Source organism: Streptomyces sp. AC558_RSS880, assembly GCF_019049255.1.
GTDB lineage: Bacteria > Actinomycetota > Actinomycetes > Streptomycetales > Streptomycetaceae > Streptomyces.
Map to the genome: position 1 here is coordinate 21,308 of NZ_JAGMUJ010000159.1, position 17,535 is coordinate 38,842.

Below are 17,535 nucleotides of genomic sequence, written 5' to 3' on the forward strand. Positions count from 1 at the left end.
CACGCAGGCGGCGGCAGCGTGAACATCCACCCCCTGCTCGACGCCCTGGGCCTCCAGGAAGACGCCGCCCGGGCCCTGGCCGACGACCTCCGCGCACAGAACGACGACCTGCAGACCCGGCTGCGGGAGGCCGAGATGCACCTGGAGCACCTCGCGATCACCCGCAAGACCGTCACCGGCCTCGCCGACCGGCTCCCCGCATCCCCACCGGAGCCGCCCGAGCATCCGGACCACCCGCGCATCCTCGCCGTCTTCAACGGGGCGACCGGACCGCTGCGGGCCAAGGACGTCTGCGAAGCCCTCGGCCACGCACTGCTGCCGAAGAACGTCGAAGGCACCCGCGCCAAGCTGAAACGCCTGGTCAAACTCGGCATCCTCACCCCCTCTCCGGTGAGATGGTCGGGGGAGTGCCCGCCGCCCCGGCGGACTGCCGGTCGCCTGTGCGGGCGGCGGGAGCCCTGGATCAGTAGCCGTAGATCATCTTGTAGGCGACCTCGGGGAGGAACTGGCCGGCCGTGGAGCCGGTTCCGACACCGCAGTTGCCGTCGGACTCGCCCGGAGTCTTGATCCACAGGAGCATCTCGGCGCCTCCGCCCGTCCGGGTGGGCGTGCCGATGCGGCGGCCGGAGGGGTTGCACCACTGGCCGTTGGAGCCGTTGCCGTTGCGGCTGGTGTCCACGACGAACGGCTTGGTGTAGCCGTAGCGGGCGGCCAGTTCGTTGTTGACGGCGTTGCCGTAGGCGGTGTTCTCGGCGGTGGTGATGTAGTTGGAGACGTTGAGCGAGAAGCCGTGGGCCTGTCGGAGGCCGGCTTCGTGGAGGCGCCGGGCCATGGTCGCCGCGTCGGCCCAGCGCGGGTTGCCGGCGTCCATGTAGACCCAGGTGTTGGGGGCTTGGCGGTTGAACTCGGCGAGGGCACCGGTGAGCATGGCCTCGCGTTCGTCGATCTGGGCCTGGGTCATGCAGCCGTAGTCTCCGAGGGAGTCCGGTTCGAGGATGACGACGGCCGGGCGGGCCGCGATGCCTCCGGCGAACTGAGCGATCCAGTCGGCGTAGGCGGACGGCGAGGCGGCTCCGCCGGCGGAGTGCCCGCCGCAGTAGTCACGGTGGTAGATGTTGTAGGCGACGAGGATGGGCAGCTTGTCCCGGTAGTCCGCCGCTCCGGCGTAGGCACCTGTCGCGGTGCCGATGGTGCCGCTCCAGGAGCCGAACCAGCGGGCCATCGGTGTGTTGGCGATGGAGGCGTTGATCGCGGCGGCCCGGCCGTCGCCGGGGTTGGCGGCCGCCCACCGCCTCGCGCTCGAGTCGGGGTCCACGTAGAACCCGTTGGTCATGGTGGTGGGGTCGGCCGCGTGGGCGGAGGGTGCGGCGGCGAACGCCAGCGGCAGAGCACAGAGCGCTGCCATCAGGGTGCGGAGTCTGCGGCTCAAGAGAGTACCTCGGTTTCAGAGGATGTGCGCTTTGGGAGCGCTCCCACTGGAAGCGGTCCCAATCGTGTGGGTGGGCGGTTGAGCTGTCAATGGTCGGCGCAGCGTTCGACTTTCACAGGGGGACGTATGTCCTGTAGGCCACTGCACTGGAAGCGATCCCATTTCATGCGTCCTTGAGCGCTCCCCGCCTGTGAAAGACTCACGAGTCATGGCAGAAGCAGCGCCGCGTCGGCATCCGACGCTCGACGAGGTGGCCGAACGCGCCGGTGTTTCCCGCTCCGTGGCCTCCCGCGCCCTCAACAACGCCCCGCACGTCAGCCGCGCCAAGCGCGAGGCTGTCGAACGGGCCGTGCGGCAACTCGGTTACGTACCCAATCCGACCGCCCGCGCGCTGGCCACCCGTCAGACGGGAGCGGCCGCCCTGGTCGTCTCGGGAGAGGATCCGTCGATCTTCGCCGATCCGTTCTTCGCCCGGGTGATCGTGGGGGCGTCGGCCGCCCTGGACGAGGCGGACCTGCATCTGATGCTGTGCCTGGCCGCTTCCGACCGGGGCCGCAAGCGGGTCGAGGAGCTCCTGCGGTCCAGGGGCGCGGACGGTGTGATGCTGATGGCGCTGCGCGAGGACGATCCGCTGACCCGGATGGCCGACGAGGCGCAGATGCCCGTCGTGTTCGGCGGGCGCCCGGTCGGTCCGGCTCCCCGGTGGTACGTGGACGTGGACAACGTCGGCGGAGCGCGCGAGGCGACCGAGCATCTGGTCTCACTCGGCCGGAGGCGCGTGGCCGTGATCTGCGGGCGTCTGGACACCGAGGCCGGGCGCGCCCGGTACCGCGGCTACCGGGACGCCATGCTGGGCGCCGGTCTCGATCCGTTCCCGCCGCTGGAGGGGGACTTCACGGAGCGCAGCGGAGCCGCCGCCATGGCCGCGCTGCTGGCGGAACACCCCGACGTGGACGGAGTGTTCGCCGCCAACGACAACATGGCGGCGGGAGCGCTGCGCACCGTGCGGGAGGCCGGCCGACGGGTCCCCGCCGACGTCGCCGTGGTCGGCTTCGACGACCTGACGATCGCCCAGATCGCCGATCTGCCGCTCACCACCGTCCATCAGCCCATAGAGGCTCTCGGACGGGAGATGGCGCGCATGCTCGTCGCGCTCGTCAACGGGCAGGACCCCACCCCGCTGGTCCTCCCCACCCGCCTGGTCGTCCGGGCCAGCGCCTGACTCCCCACTGTCCGGGGGGACGGGCCCCGGTCCGAACGGGTCGCTCCCGGACGCGGCGCGGGGCGTCCAGGGAGCCGGCCAGGGTGGTCGAGGTCCAGCAGCGGAAGCAGCGACTGCCGTCCGGTCCGATGGCTTGGGCGCTGGTTGCAGCCTGCCCCTTTTTTTGCTGATGCCGGTCGCGGTGCCGGGTTCATCAGGACGGTCGCGGCCGGCACGCTCAGGACGGATGCCCGGCGAAGACCGAGCTGTTTCAGCGGGCTCATGGTTCTCCTGGTCGGGGCGGGGGCCGGGCGGTGCGGTCGATGGATCGGTTCAGGGTGTGGACACCTCGAACCGCGTGACGCGGACCGCGCCGCCGAGGGCCTGAGTGGCGTGGTTGAAGAGGGCGAACCGGTAGCCCATGAAAAACCGCCAGTCGTTGCCCATGGAGAAGGCGGGTCCGAGACGGGTGAACGTGATGCCGTCGGTGCTGTAGGAGAAGGTCCCGGGGCGCGGTGCGCCAGGGCGGATGTCCGCGTTCGCACGCAACCAGACGCGGCCGCCGGAGACGGGCGCGCTCGCGATCTCGGTGCCGGTGCCGGTGGTGTTCCAGTTGCTGTCCATGGTCAGCCCGGTGACCATCACCACCCGTGTCGCACCGCCGTCGCGCTTGAGGCCGATCCAGGCGGAGGAGTCACGCAGCAGCGCGAGCCCGGCCCGGTCGCCGTCCCGCATCGCGGAGTGGTCGAGCTGGACCGTGGCGGTGGAGGTGGGGCCCTGGATGCGGTGCGTGAGGGTGTTGCGGGCCCAGTAGAGGTCGTGGGTGACGGTCGCGGTCCGCAGCGTCAGGCCGTCGCCGACCGACCACTTGGTGTTGTCGGGGTTGTGGTTCCACTCCCATCTCGGTTTCAGGGTCGTACCGTCGAAGGTGTCGACGCCGGTCATCGGGGTGACCTGGCGGGGCGGAGTGGGTACGGCCGGACTGGGATACGTGGTGCCCCACGCGCCGTTGACGAGCTGTACGACGGGCCAGCCGTCCGCGGTCCAGGTGACCGGTGCCAGGGCGGGCACGCGGCCGCCGGGATAGGCGTCGACGAAGGCCATGTAGTACCAGGCGCCGCTCTGCGTCCGCACCAGCCCGCCCTGGTGGGGGACGCCGCCGCCCGGGATCGGTCCGCGCAGGTCGAGGAGGACCTGCCGCATCGTGTACGGGCCGAAGGGGCCGCTCGAGGACTTGAGGATGTACTGGCCGTTCGCGGGGCGGGTCAGGAAGATGTAGTACTGCCCGTTGATCTTGTAGAACCGGGCGCCCTCCAAGGTGCCGACGCTGGACGGTGTCCTGAACACCTCCTGCGTACGGACCTGGTTGCGGCCGTCGGGCGAGAGCTGGGCCACGCTGATGGTGGTGTTGCCGTACGCCACGTAGAGGGTGTCGTCGGTGTCGACGAGCAGGCCGGCGTCGTAGTAGGGGGTGCTGATCGTCGTCAGCCTGTTCCACGGCCCCTCCACCGCGGTGGCGGTGTAGAGGTACGTCCGGGCGAAGTCGATCTGGCCGAGCCAGTAGAAGGTCCTGTTGCTGGGCCGGTAGGCCAGTGACGATGCCCAGATTCCTCTGACATAGCCGCGGGCGCCGTTCAGGTCGTACTTGGCGCCGAAGTCGAGGACGGGTACCGAATGGCCGGCGATCTCCCAGTTCACCAGGTCGTACGACCGCAGAACGGGCGCGCCCGGCGAGTAGTGCATCGTCGAGGCCGAGGCGTAGTAGGTGTCGCCGACGCGAATGATGTCGATGTCCGCGAAGTCCTGCCAGATCACCGGGTTCGTGTACTGCGCCGCGGTCGCGAGGGCGGGCCCAGGGGGGAGGAGGGCGCCGGCGGCCAGGCCGGTGGCGGCCGCGAGCGTGCGGCGACGAGTGAGGGGTTGATGCGACCATGACAGATCCATGGAGGTGTTCACCTCGAGTTCATCGGTCGGAGTGGCTCTGCCGCATTCGAAATATCGAACATGGTGCGACTTGTCGAGCGTTCTGGATGATAGGAGGTTGGTGTACCCCGTCAACCCTTCTCGCATGAGTCGTGCGCCGCTTCGAAATGTTCGATGCGGCTGGTGCGGAGTCGGTGCGCCGCACTCCTGCTCTCTTGCTGATCATGCGACAAATCCCGGTCCCCCGGGAGGAGTTGACATGTCCGGTCGCCTCTCTAGTATCCGTGGGGCATCTCAAGTTTCCGAACGCCGATCGAAATTTCGAACCTTCTCCTCTCTTCCCTGCCGAAGGAGTCCCGGTGCCCAGACGATCAGGCGGGCGACTGTTCCGCCTCCTCACGGCCGCCGCGCTGACGGTGACCGCGTCCGTGACGGCCTCAGCACAGTCCACCGCCACGGCCGCGCCGGGCAGTCCGGCGCTCACCCCACCACTGGGGTGGAACAGCTGGAACAGCTTCGGGTGCGGGATCACCGAGGCCCAGGTCCGCCAGGCCGCCGACGCGATGGTGTCCTCGGGCATGCGGGACGCCGGCTACCGGTACGTGGTGGTCGACGACTGCTGGTTCGACCCGCAGCGTGACGCACAGGGCAACCTGCGGGCCAACCCGACGAAGTTCCCGAGCGGGATGAAGGCTCTCGGGGACTACATCCACAGCAAGGGCCTGAAGTTCGGCATCTACCAGGTGCCGGGCGAGCGCACCTGCGCGCAGACCGTGGGCACTTACCCGGGCTCCACGGGCAGCAGGGGCCACGAGGTCCAGGACGCCGCCACGTTCGCCACGTGGGGGGTCGACTACCTCAAGTACGACTGGTGTTCCTCGAGCGGCACGCGTGACGAGCAGGTCGCGCGGTTCAAGCTGATGCGTGATGCCCTGCGCGCCACCGGTCGGCCGATCGTCTACAGCATCAACCCCAACAGCTTCCACGCCATCACGGGGTCCACGTACAACTGGGGCGAGGTCGCCGACCTGTGGCGGACGACCGAGGACCTGCTCGACATCTGGCAGAACGGCAACACCAACAGCTACCCGATGGGCGTCGGCAACGTCCTGGACGTCAATGCGCCGCTGGCCGCACAGTCCGGCCCGGGGCACTGGAACGACCCCGACATGCTGGTCGTCGGCCGCCCCGGCCTGTCGCTGACCGAGTCCCGCTCCCACTTCGCCCTGTGGGCGCTGATGAGTGCCCCGCTGATGGCCGGCAACGACATCCGCACGATGTCCGCCGACGTCAGCGCGATCCTGCGCAACCCGCGCCTGCTGGCGGTGAACCAGGACTCCCAGGGCGCGGGCGGACGCAGGGTGCGCGACGACGGCAACATCGAGGTGTTCGCCAAGCCCTTGGCGGACGGTTCGGTCGCGGTGGGGCTGTTCAACCGGGGCGAGAGCGCAGCGACGGTCACCACGACGGCCGCCCAGATCGGCCTGGGCGGAGGACCGTTCACCCTCACCGACCTGTGGACCGGCGGCACGTCGAGTACGTCCGGGCAGATCTCGGCGAGCGTCCCCGCGCACGGCGTCGCCGCGTACCGGGTGAGCGGCGGCAGCCCGCTGGCCGCCACCACCTCACGCCTGCGGGGCAACGCCTCCGGCCGCTGCGTGGACGTGGACAACGCCTCCACGGCCGCCGGCGCCGCGACTCTGCTGTGGGACTGCCACACGGCCGCCAACCAGCTGTGGACCACATGGGCGGGCGGCGAGATCCGCGTCTACGGCGACAAGTGCCTGGACGCCTACAACCAGGGCACCACCAACGGCACCCGTGTCATCACCTGGCCCTGCAACGGCCAGAACAACCAGAAGTGGACCGTCGGCTCCGACGGCTCGATCCGCAACGTCCACTCCGGACTGTGCCTCGACGCCAACGGGGCGGGCACCGCCAACGGGACCCCGCTGGTGCTGTGGACCTGCAACGGCCAGGCCAATCAGAAGTGGACCCGCGCGTGAGCGACACGGCACCGGGTCATGGCCGGAGCGACAACACCCTCCCGCCGAGCATCTGCACCCCGCACGGCACCGCCCGCGGCTGAGCGCCGTGCCCGCCCGGGAGATCTCCGGGCGGGCACGGTCCCGGCTCAGGACGTCGTGCCCGTCACCGTGGTTCCCGACGCGGTGAGGCAGTGCGTCGTCGAGCATCTGATCCATCAGTACGGTTACAGCCAACTCCCAAGGGTCGCGGCACATGTGCTCCAGCTCGTGTTCCGCGAGCTGGAGCACATGTGATCCGTGGTGATCTTCCGCGGTGTCGAGCGGGTGGCGCGCTGAACGGTCGGCAGCTCCGGACGCGGGCCTGCCAAACAATGGACGCAACGGCCTTCGCAGGGTCCGTCTGTACGATGCTCGGGCGTCTTGCCTCACGTACCTGGCCGACAACGGGGTGCCGGATCACCTGCTCGCCATGTGGGCCGGGCACACCAACGTGAAGACGACGAAGAAGTGGTACGTGAAGCCGGACGTGGCGGACCTGCTTCCAGCGGCGGAGGCATGGGGAGGTCTCGCAGGGGGCGTGTGACAGATCGTGACAGATGAAGGTGTGAACCCGTGACCGAAGCCAGGATCGAAACGCTGCAATACCGCTTTGACGGGCCGGAACACCTCCCCGTGCTGATCTTGGGACCGTCCCTCGGCACCACATGGCACAGGTTGTAGAGACCGTCCATGGGTGTCCACGCCAGTCCATGGTGTGTGCGTTGTAGCAGGTCAGGGCTTTGCGGTCCGGTGGCGTCGGCGTAGTTGGCGACAGACGCGTGACAGGGCTGGTGATAGATCGAGGCCCTGCCGGGGAGCATCCTTGGCGGGCCTCTGCCTGGAGCCATGAGATGAAGCCCCACCGGAGCGCTCCGGTGGGGGCATCACCGTGAAGTTGACTGTGCGTGCACGCGTGACGCGTTCGGCTCGTCATGCAGTTTGTCTTCCAGCGCTGTTTTCGGGGACGCTGAAATTTGCGATCGCAGCCATGACGGACGACGACCCGAGCGGCTGAACACCGAGGCGTCCTTTGCCGCCCTTTGCGGAGTTGGCCCCATCGAATACTCCTCCGGCCGAAGTAGTACGTGCCGGCTCAACCACGGCGGCGACCGGCGGGCCAACGCCGCCCTGCACCGCATCGTCATTACCCGCCTGCGCCACGACCCGCGCACCCATACGTACTGCGAAGGCCGCACCCAGGAGGGCAAGACATCGAAGAGGGCTTCCCTTATGGTCGACGGCCGGGGCTCGCACGCGGCAGCGTCGCGATCACCCGGGCCGGACTGCGTGCATGCGGACTGCCGTGCCTTTCCAGTAGTCCTACAGCGGTGCTCACTCGGCTGTTGAGACCAGAAGGCACGGCAAATCCGCTACTTCACCGGGCTGACCCGCTTGCTCGAACTCAGAGCAGGTCACGCTCCATCAGGTCATCCGCTTCCTCCCAGGTGACGAAGGAGCACGCTCCGGTATTCAGGTCGACGGCCACGGGCAGGTTCCCGCCGAGTTGCATGTCCTGACGTCCGTGATCGAGGTACTCGACATGGTCGTAGGGAGCGATGAACCGTCCCTTGTCCGTGAAGCAGTACTCGGGAATGATCCTCACGTTGGAGGACAGCCCCCATGTTCTGCTTTCCTCCGTGAGGAACTCCGCGGCCCTGCGCTCGGCTTCTTCCGGGTCGAGCATGTCAGTTGGTCCTCATCACGTAGTAGTCGCGGTATCTCTTGTGCGCTGGATTGGCCTTGCCCGACTGGAAGTCGAGGAAGACCACCTTTCCATCGATGTTCGCGACATTGAAGTAGTGGCCCACGCCCTTCCTCGGCCATGCTCCTATGATCGCCCGAGCACCGGGTCCCCAGCGCAGCATGTCGCTCACGATGACGTTGAGGCCGCCGACCTTCCGGAACGGTAGCCCCGTCATCGCTGACACCTCGGCCCGCGTCAGCGGGCGGTCTGCTCCGGACACCCCGTTCGGATTCCGGCCGGCCATGAGGTCGTCGCCGGCGGTCGCACACAGTCCGCAGTTCCTTCGGCCGCCCTCCGGGTTGATGCGGCTCATGGACGACGGGGTTTCCGGTGTGTAGTAGGGGAGTCCGAACCGCGTCGAACTCGGTTCCCCGTAGTAACGTCCCCCGCCCGGCTCGACCGCGGCTCTGCGCCATCCCGTCAGTCCGCCGATTCCGACGAGGGCGATCTGCTGGGTCAGTTCTTCGGCGGTTTCGGCGTACAGATCGGCGAGGGCGTCGCAGCCCTGCTGGCGGAGCATGTATTCGGCGCGGTAGAGGCGGTAGGCGGGGCGGACGGGGAGGTACTTGTCGACGAAGGCGCCGGCGCCGCCGTTTTCGCCGGTGAATGCGTCGTGCAGGTCCCCGGCGAGGACGAAGGGCGACTTGAAGACGTCGACGAAGGCGTCACCGAAGATGCCCGCTGCTTCGCCGAGGCTGTCGACGCTGTCGTTGTTCGGGTCGTCGGGGGTCAGTCCGCTGGGGTCGGTCAGGAGGGTGGGGACGTTGTCGGCGTAGGCGTAGGGCGATATGTACGGCGTGGTCTGGGTGCGGGTGGCGGGGTCGGGTCGGGTGAAGCGGCCGGTGGTGGTGTTGTACTGGCGGGCGTGGAGGTCGAGGTTGCCTGTGGTGGTTTCGTAGCGGGCGCCGGTGTAGGAGGGAGGGCTGGCGGGGGCGCCGCCGGTGGTGGTGCCCAGGACCCGGGTGCCGAACGGGTCGTAGGCCCAGCGCTGGTAGAGGGTGCCGCTGCTGTTGGTGACGTCGACCGGTGAGCCCTGGGTGTCGTGGTGGTAGTAGAAGAGCGCACCGGTGCCGGTCTTGACGGAGGTGGGCTGGCCGAGGGGGTCGTAGCGGAAGGACTGCTTGATGGTCCAGGCGCTGTCGTACTCGGTGGCCAGGATCGGTAGCGGTGCGTTGGGGTCCCACTGGGTGCGGTGGGTGACCGCGCCGTCCTTGAGGGTGGCGACCTGGTTGCCGCTGGCGTCGTGGTCGTAGGTGTAGGCGGTGCCGCCGACGGTGGCGGCGGAGATCTGTCCGGCCAGGTCGTAGGTGTAGGTGTCGGCGCCCTTCTTGGTCTGGTTGCCTTCGGCGTCGTAGTCGTAGGCGGTGGTCGTGGTGCCGGTGGTGGTGGAGGTGAGCTGGTCGGCCGCGTCGTAGGCGTAGCTGGTGGAGGTGGTGCCGAGGCTGGAGGTCAGGCGGTTGCCGACCTTGTCGTAGGTGTAGGACGTGGCGCGGCTCGCGGCGCAGCCGGCGACCCAGGGCTGCGGGAAGCAGCCGGAGGTGAGACGGCCTGCGGTGTCGTAGGTGAGGTCGTAGCCGGTCGTGCCGACGTTGGCGCGGGTGATGTCGACGTGGGTGGGCAGGCCCGCGGGGGAGAGGGTGTGCGCGGTCTTGGTGACCGTGGTGCCGGCCTTGGTGGAGGTGACGGCGGTGAGGCGGCCGGCCCGGTCGTAGGCGCGGTCCTCTGTCTCGGTGTTGGGCAGCGCGGACCTGGTGAGGTTGCCGGCCGGGTCCCAGGTGTAGGTGGTGGTCTTGCCGTCGGCCAGCATCGTGGCGGTGCGGCCGTCGTTGTCGTAGGTGTAGGTGATCGTGTTGCCGTCGGAGTACTTGCGGGTGAGCATCTGCCCGGCGGCGTCGTAGGTGTAGGCGAAGCCGCGCGTCTTGGTGAGGTTTCCGACCGCGTCGTAGACGAAGTCCTCGGAGATCTTCGAATTGGCGCGGGCGGTCAGCTGCCCGGCGTCGTTGTAGCCGAACGTCGCGTCGGGAGTGGAGTCGGAGTGGTCGACCTTGGTGAGCAGGCCGCGCGGGTCGTAGGTGTAGCCGGTGGATCCGCGGGGCGTGGTCTTTTTGGTGAGGTTGCCGGCGGCGTCGTAGGCGTAGGTGGTCTCCCGCTGCAGCGGGTCGGTGACCGAGGTGGGGCGGCGGGCCGCGTCGTAGCCGTACGTGGTGATGTGGCCGTTGGCGTCGGTGCGCTCGCTGACGTTGCCGGCCTTGTCATAGCCGTACGTGGTGACCGCACCGTCCGCAGCGGTGACCTCGGTCAGCCGGTCGAGGTTGTCGTAGCCGTAGACGGTGGCGCGCTTGTCGGCGTCCGTCTGTTTGACCACGTTGTTCACCGCGTCGTAGGCGGTGGTGGTCACGCCGCCCAGCGGGTCGGTGACCGTGGTCGGGTTTCCGGCCGGGTCGTAGCCGTAGGTGGTCGTGTACGGGGCGGGGTCGGCGCCGGCGGCGTTGCCGCGCGGGTCGACGGCGGTGGCTTGGCGGCCGTCGGCGTCGTAGGTCCAGCTCTCCTTGTGGCCGAGCGGGGAGGTGCGGCTGAGCAGGTTGCCGTCGGCGTCGTAGGCGTAGGAGGTGATCTTCCCCAGCTGGTTGGTGCTACTGGTCAGCCGGTTGTTCTTGTCGTAGACGGAGGTGACCGTCTCGCCTGCGGCGTCGGTGACCTTGGTGACGTTGTCGTTCGCGTCGTAGGTGTAGCCGGTGGTGTGGCCCAGGGGGTCGGTGACCACGAGGGGCCGGTTGATCGCGTCGTAGGTCGTGTTGGTCGACGCGCCGGTCGGGCCGGTGACCTTCGTGGTGTTGCCTGCCGCGTCGTAGGCGTAACTCGTGGTGTAGGCGGCCGGGTCGGCGCCGGAGACGTTGCCGCGCGGCGAGACGCTGCTCAGCAGGCGGCCCACCTTGTCGTAGGTGTAGGTGATCTTGCCGCCGGTCGCGTCGGTCTCGGAGGCCAGGCGTCCGCTCGCGTCGTAGGTGCGGGTGACGGAGTTGCCGGACGGGTCGGTGGTCCGGGTCAGGTGCCCTGCGTCGTCGTAGGCGAACGTGGTGGTGTTGCCCGCCGGGTTCCGCGCGGACGTCATCTGCTCGGCGCCGTTGTACTCGTAGGTCGTGGTGCGGCCCAGAGGGTCGGTGGCCGAGCTGAGGAGCCCGCGGCCGTCATAGGCGTAGCTCGTGGTGTGGTCGGCCGGGTCGGCGCCGGTGACGTTGCCGCGCGGGTCCGTCTTCGTCAGGATCCGGCCGGCCTTGTCGTAGGTGAACGTCGTCTTCTCACCCAGCGGCGTGGTGACCGACGTCCGGTTGCCGGCCGCGTCGTAGCCGTAGGTGGTGACCTTGCCGCGCGGGGTCCTCACGGTCTCCAGCGAGCCGAGCGCGGTGTACGTGTAGGCGGTTTTGCCGTCCAATGGGTCTGTGGTGGACGTCAGCTGGTTCGACGTGTTGTAGGTGTACGTCGTCTTGTTCTTGCGGCCGTCGGTGTGACTGGTGATGTTGCCCGCACCGTCGTAGGTCCAGCTCTCCACGTAACCGAGCGCGGACGGGGCGCTGCGGGTGAGCATCCGCCCAGCGCTGTCGTACGTCATCTCCGTGGTGTTGCCGCGCTGGTCGGTGATGGCGACGGGCCGCAGGTGGCGGTCGTAGTCGTAGGCGATGCTCTTGCCGTACGGGTCGATGGTCTCCATCAGGACGTTGCCGGCGTACACATCGGTCCATACGCCGCCGTCCGGCGCCGTGGTGTGCGACTCGCTCTTGCCGTCCCAGGTGAACGTGGTGGTCTTGTCGTTCTGGTCGGTCTGGGTTTTGATGCGGCCCGCGGTGTCGTAGACGTTGGTGACCTTGCCGTCCGCCGGGTCGGTGTAGGAGGACAGCCGCTTGTTCGCGTCGTAGGCGTACGACGACGTCCTGTCGGCCGGGTCGGTCACCGAGGTCAGCAGACCGCCGGTGTAGCCGTACGAGACCGACGTACCGTCCGGCAGGCCCACCTTGGACAGCAGTCCGTCGGCACCGGGCGTGAACGTGGTGGTGCGGCCGGCGGCGTCCTTGACGGAGGCGAGCGTGCCGGACGCGTACGTCAGGGTCAGTCCCTTGCCGGCTCTGTCGACCACGGATGTGAGCTGGCCGCTGCTGTTGAACGTCCGCTTGGTGTGGTCCGGCGTGGTGATCGTATAAGTGCTTGTGTCCTTGACCAGCTTGGCCGCCGACCCGGCCGGAGCGGCGTACGTGCCGTCACTGTTCTGTGTGAAGACGAACGACGCCCCGTCGTCCGTCCGGTACGTCACCTTCCCCGTCGCCGCGGTCAGCTTGGCGTCGAACGGCGTCGCCCAGCCGCGCCCCAACAGACCGACGGCACTCGAGTCGGAGCGGTAGGTGCGCTCCAGGGTCAGCGGCACCCCGGGGCTCACCAGCGAGGCGTCGGTGAGCTGTTCGAAGAACATGCCGGTGGCCGTGTTGACCGGGTCGGCGCGGTGCGCCTGTGCGTAGCAGGTACAGATTCCCGCCTGCGCACCGGGGATCACCGGAGTGTAGAACGCCTCCACCAGCGGCGAGGTGGTCCCGCCGGGGCTCGACGTCCCGTCGGCGCTGTTGAGGAAGACCCAGGCGTAGTACTCCTTGCCGTCCTCGAGAATTCCGCCCAGCGCGCTGCCGGCCCACCAGAAACACTGGTCCGTGGGATAGGAGTTGCTCGCCCACCAGTCGTAGCACCAGGCCCCGGTGTCCGGGGTGTCGCCGCTGGGATCGTCCGTGGACTTCTTGATCTCCTGCTGGACGACCGGGGAGCCGCCCTCGTCCAGGACGTACAGCCACATTCCGGTGTACGAGTCCCCCCGCTTGGGCAACTTCACCTGCCCGCCGATCGACAGCATCCCCGGATACGCGGTGGCCCAGGACGACACCCACGTCGGGTTCTCGGCCGCCGCCGCGAGAGGCTGCAAAGCCACCTTCGACTCGGCGGCGGGCCCGCGTTCGACGCGGTCTGTGTCCGGTCGGCTGTGGGGCTTCCCCTTGGACATCCGCCCCGGCGCGTTCATGTAGTCGCGCATCGGCGACCGTTCGTGCCGGTCCTCGTCGACCTGCTTGCGGCGCTCGGCCAGCGTCATGGCCTTGGGGGGCTTGGGCAGGTCGGCGGCTGTCCGGGCCTGCGCGTGTGTGATGGCCGCGGTGACCGCGGAGTGGGGACGGTCCACGGGCGACGCCCAGGAGGGGGCGACCCCCGCTAGTGCCAGCAGAGCCAGGGCCAGAACGACCGTGACAAGTCTTCGCGCTTGTGTGCGCACAGTGCATCACCTGTGGGTCAGGAGTGAAGAGAGGTCGCGGTGATGCATGATCAGAAAAATCTCGAACTAACGTGCCGTGGAAAGCGGGGCCGAAACGCGGCGGAGTCCCCACTCACCCTGGACATGAGATTGCAGGCTGAGCGGACGAAGGGCTCCGGTTGGCCGCGCGATTTGGCGCGAAGCTGATCCAGAGCGCGAGGTGGCGCGGGTAAACGGACCCTTGACGGTGAGCCAAGGAAAGGCAGCTGACCGGAAACGGAAGAACGGGCTGCTTGAGTGCAACCTTTCTCCGGCCTCGGGCAGGCGATACGTGTCTGTCACGCCTGAGGGATTGATGGCCGACCCGCTGGCCGTTCAGAGCCGTCGCACCGACGTGCTACTGCGATCACCCGCCTCAGGAGGAGGGTCCCAACCGCAGGACGAGTACAGCGGAGGCCCGGGTGCGTGCCTCCGCGAGGCGGAGTTCGCCCTGGTGCCGGTCGGCCCAGCGGCGGTCCGCCAGTCATCCGCTCTGAACTCTGTGATGCAGACGGTGGATGGTGAGCAGACGGACGGCCTCGTGAGTGAACAGGCAGTTGAGGCTGCGGCCGCAGGCGACGGCGTACGTCTTTCGGGCAACTCGTCCGAATGCCAGTTAAGTTCGTCCAATGACAGCGAGCAAGCTCCGGGGATATGGCCGACGGCACGATCCTCCGCGGGGCGGACGTCGATCAAGCAGACGTTCGTGCTGTTCATCCGATGGAGCAATTGCTGACGGGCGAGCGACACGGTGTCCGTCGGCCCAGGTGGACGGCCCGGGTACGCTTGGCCGCGGCGAGATACTCATGGGCCACCCGCTGGAGCAGCTCGACCCGAGTGACCGCGCCACCGCCTGCCAACCGGTAGCGGACACGCACCCTCGCGTCGGGAGTGACGATTCCCGAGTGCGGGCCCTATCACTCATCGCCGTGGACGGAGCCCAGGCAAAGCCGGCGAGGATCTCACGTAGCAGTTACAGGACTTATGGACAGCCGCTTACCGATAGGGGACCCGAGGTCGTTCGTGCCATGGTCGACCAAGGACAGCCGGTAAGGAGGGCCACACGGCTGTCTGCCAATGCCGGTCACGAGTGAACGAAGAGCGAATTTCTTGTCAGCCCGTCCGGGCCAGGTTGGGCATTGGTTCGGGCGAAGCCGTCCGGCTGTGGTCGGGACGTGCCGGTGTGCCGGGATCGATGGGACGGTTGCGCGATGCCGTCCCGGACGGGGGTCTGACTCATGAGATCTACGACCGAAGTGTCCAGTCACAGGCTTGTCGACTGTCGTTGCGGGATGTTTTCTGCTGTCACCGAGCCACAAGGCGTGTCCCAATAGGGGCCTTGCCGAGTTTCCGGCGCCATCACGGTTCAGACCGCCCGAGCAGGCCGGTGCCATCCACCCAGCCAGCACGTCATGACGTGAGAGGCCGACCATCATGAAGACCCGACAGCGCAGCACCTCCTCGAGCACGGATCCTCTCGTTCGGCGCGAGGTCGTCTTGGGCGTGGACACGCACGGCGAGGTGCATGTCGCCGCCGTGATCTCCCCGCTCGGGAAGGTCCTGAAAACCGAGTCCTTTCCCGCGACGGCGGCCGGTTACCGACAACTGCTTGTCTGGGCCCGCAAGCGGGGGACGGTGCGCAGGGCCGGCGTGGAGGGCACCGGCACCTTCGGCGCGGGCCTGTCCCGTTATCTGCTCGCTCAGCAGATTCAGGTGTTCGAAGTGAACCGGCCCGACCGCTCGGCCCGCCGGCTGCTCGGCAAGTCGGACCCGCTCGATGCCCAGGCCGCAGCGCGAGCCGTGCTCAGCGGTCGCGCCCGAGCCCGGGCGAAATCCGGCGACGGTCCGGTGCACAGCGCCCGGATCTACAAACTCGCCAAGGACTCCGCGGTCAAGGCCCGCACCCAGGCGATCAACCAGCTCAAGGCCGTCCTGGTCATCGCCGACCCCGCCCTGCGGGAACGCATGTCGAGCCTCGGCAACGCCGAGCTGTTCCGCACCTGTGCGCGCCTCGGCCCGCACGACGGTGGTGGGGGAGACGAGGGCGCGGTGGCCCAAGCCACCCACATGACACTACGCATGCTCGCCGAACGCATCGAGCAGCTCACCGGACAGATCAATGAGCTGAACCAGCGACTGACCCGGCTCGTCGAACGCCACGCGCCGCAACTGCTCGTACCGGTGGGCATCGGTCCGGACAGCGCCGTCACCCTGCTGATCACCATGGGGGACAACCCTGAGCGGCTCAACACCGAGGCGTCCTTTGCTGCCCTTTGCGGAGTCAGCCCCATCGAGTACTCCTCCGGCCGGCGAAGAACGCGCCGGCTCAACTACGGCGGCGACCGGCAGGCGAACGCCGCCCTGCACCGCATCGTGTTCACCCGCCTGCGCCACGACCCGCGCACCCGGGCGTACTACGAACGCCGCACCCAGGAGGGCAAGACCCGACGCGAGATCATCCGATGCCTCAAGCGGTATGCCGCCCGCGAGGTCTTCAACCTGGTCAGACCGGTTTCCCACACCCCTGCGTTATAGGGGCGTCCGTGAGACGTGAGAGGGTCTGGGGCGTGAGCGAGACACCACCCAACACCCTGCAATACCGCTTTGACGGGCCAGAAGACGCTCCGGTCCTGATCCTGGGTCCCTCACTGGGTACCACATGGCACATGTGGGACCGGCAGGTCCCCGAGCTGACGAAGCAGTGGCGTGTGTTCCGGTTCGATCTGCCGGGACACGGAGGCGCCCCCGCCCACCCCGCGGGCTCGGTCGCCGATCTCACCACGCGGCTGCTCGCCACCCTCGAGAGCCTCGGCGTGCAGCGCTTCGGCTACGCGGGCTGCGCGCTCGGCGGCGCCGTGGGGATCGAGCTGGCCCTGCGCCACCCCGAGCGCCTGGCGTCCCTCGCGCTGATCGCCGCCTCGCCCCGCTTCGGCACGGCGGACGAGTTCCGCCGGCGCGGGGTGATCGTACGGACCAACGGGCTCGACCCCATCGCCCGCTCCGCGCCGGAGCGCTGGTTCACCGGCGGCTTCGCCGCCGCCCAGCCCGCGATCACCGAGTGGGCCGTGCAGATGGTGCGCACCACCGACCCCGGCTGCTACATCGCCGCCTGCGAGGCGCTCGCCTCGTTCGACGTGCGGGCCGGACTCGGCAGCGTCGGCGTGCCGACCCTGGTGCTGGTCGGCTCCGAGGACCAGGTCACCGGCCCCGCCGAGGCCCGTACGCTGGTCGCCGGGATCCCGGACGCCCGGCTCGCCGTCGTACCCGGCGCCTCCCACCTGGTGCCGGTGGAGCAGCCGGCCGCCGTCACCGATCTGCTGGTGCGGCACTTCTCCACCGCCTGGCAGCCCGGCTTCGACACCGCCACCGGCCACGTCGCCCTGCCGGCGGCGGCGGTGAAGCCGGTGCCGGCCGTCGCCCCGCCGCAGCAGGTCCCCGTCGCCGAGATCGCCCCGCCTGCCGCTCCGCAGCGGCCACAGGGCGGACCGGACGCCTACGACGCCGGGCTCAAGGTCCGCCGGGAAGTGCTGGGCGACGCGCACGTCGACGGGGTGCTGGCCGGGACCGACGACTTCTCGGGCGACTTCCAGGAGCTCGTCACCCGCTACGCCTGGGGCGAGGTCTGGGACCGGCCCGGACTCGACCGGCGCACCCGCAGCTGCGTCACCCTCACCGCCCTCGTCGCCGGCGGTCACCTGGAGGAGCTCGCCCTCCACGTCCGGGCCGCCCTGCGCAACGGGCTCACCCCGGACGAGATCAAGGAGGTGCTGCTCCAGACGGCCGTCTACTGCGGCGTCCCGGCGGCGAACAGCGCCTTCCGGGTGGCCCAGCAGGTGGTCCGCGAGGAGACCACGCCCCAGGAGTGAGCCCCGGGGGGTGCTCCGCGCGGCC

The 17,535-nt window shown here is 68.8% G+C and carries 11 protein-coding genes; 5 read left to right on the forward strand and 6 right to left on the reverse strand.

Annotated elements, in window-relative coordinates:
• On the reverse strand, window positions 1–309 hold a 309-nt coding region (locus KUM38_RS35220), incomplete at its 3' end, for a hypothetical protein (protein WP_217135707.1).
• A 154-nt stretch (window positions 310–463) separates the two neighbouring features.
• Complete coding sequence (locus tag KUM38_RS35225) at window positions 464–1,429, reverse strand: glycoside hydrolase family 6 protein (protein WP_217135708.1); 966 nt, start codon at window positions 1,427–1,429, stop codon at window positions 464–466.
• A 208-nt stretch (window positions 1,430–1,637) separates the two neighbouring features.
• On the opposite strand from KUM38_RS35225, the gene KUM38_RS35230 reads away from it, so the two are divergent.
• On the forward strand, window positions 1,638–2,651 hold the full coding sequence (locus KUM38_RS35230; RefSeq protein WP_217135709.1) for a LacI family DNA-binding transcriptional regulator: 1,014 nt from the start codon (window positions 1,638–1,640) through the stop codon (window positions 2,649–2,651).
• Window positions 2,652–2,963: 312 nt separating this feature from the next.
• Here KUM38_RS35230 and KUM38_RS35235 read toward each other — a convergent pair whose 3' ends face one another.
• Window positions 2,964–4,574 carry a glycoside hydrolase 43 family protein gene (locus KUM38_RS35235; protein WP_217135710.1) on the reverse strand — a complete coding sequence of 537 codons (1,611 nt, stop codon included), beginning with the start codon at window positions 4,572–4,574 and terminating at the stop codon, window positions 2,964–2,966.
• Window positions 4,575–4,912: 338 nt separating this feature from the next.
• On the opposite strand from KUM38_RS35235, the gene KUM38_RS35240 reads away from it, so the two are divergent.
• Both KUM38_RS35240 and KUM38_RS43860 read left to right on the forward strand, forming a co-directional pair.
• On the forward strand, window positions 4,913–6,559 hold the full coding sequence (locus KUM38_RS35240) for a ricin-type beta-trefoil lectin domain protein (protein ID WP_217135712.1): 1,647 nt from the start codon (window positions 4,913–4,915) through the stop codon (window positions 6,557–6,559).
• A gap of 960 nt (window positions 6,560–7,519) precedes the next feature.
• The gene (locus tag KUM38_RS43860) at window positions 7,520–7,927 is read left to right on the forward strand and encodes a transposase (protein ID WP_374227121.1); all 408 of its coding nucleotides are present in this window, start codon (window positions 7,520–7,522) and stop codon (window positions 7,925–7,927) included.
• Window positions 7,928–7,982: 55 nt separating this feature from the next.
• Here the strand turns inward: KUM38_RS43860 and KUM38_RS35250 are convergent, their stop codons facing one another.
• The 3 genes from KUM38_RS35250 to KUM38_RS43865 form a co-directional block, all read right to left on the reverse strand.
• Window positions 7,983–8,264 carry a hypothetical protein gene (locus KUM38_RS35250; RefSeq protein WP_217135714.1) on the reverse strand — a complete coding sequence of 94 codons (282 nt, stop codon included), beginning with the start codon at window positions 8,262–8,264 and terminating at the stop codon, window positions 7,983–7,985.
• A 1-nt stretch (window position 8,265) separates the two neighbouring features.
• Window positions 8,266–13,449 (reverse strand): DUF6531 domain-containing protein, encoded by a 5,184-nt coding sequence (locus KUM38_RS35255; RefSeq protein ID WP_217135990.1) that lies wholly within the window; start codon window positions 13,447–13,449, stop codon window positions 8,266–8,268.
• Between the two features lie 531 nt (window positions 13,450–13,980).
• The gene (locus KUM38_RS43865) at window positions 13,981–14,361 is read right to left on the reverse strand and encodes a rhodanese-like domain-containing protein (RefSeq protein WP_374227124.1); all 381 of its coding nucleotides are present in this window, start codon (window positions 14,359–14,361) and stop codon (window positions 13,981–13,983) included.
• A 786-nt stretch (window positions 14,362–15,147) separates the two neighbouring features.
• Here KUM38_RS43865 and KUM38_RS35265 point away from each other — a divergent pair.
• Together KUM38_RS35265 and pcaC are read left to right on the forward strand one after the other, a co-directional pair.
• Window positions 15,148–16,179 (forward strand): IS110 family transposase, encoded by a 1,032-nt coding sequence (locus KUM38_RS35265; RefSeq protein ID WP_308409135.1) that lies wholly within the window; start codon window positions 15,148–15,150, stop codon window positions 16,177–16,179.
• A gap of 32 nt (window positions 16,180–16,211) precedes the next feature.
• Complete coding sequence (pcaC, locus tag KUM38_RS35270) at window positions 16,212–17,510, forward strand: 4-carboxymuconolactone decarboxylase (protein WP_217135720.1); 1,299 nt, start codon at window positions 16,212–16,214, stop codon at window positions 17,508–17,510.
• Window positions 17,511–17,535: the final 25 nt, after the last annotated feature.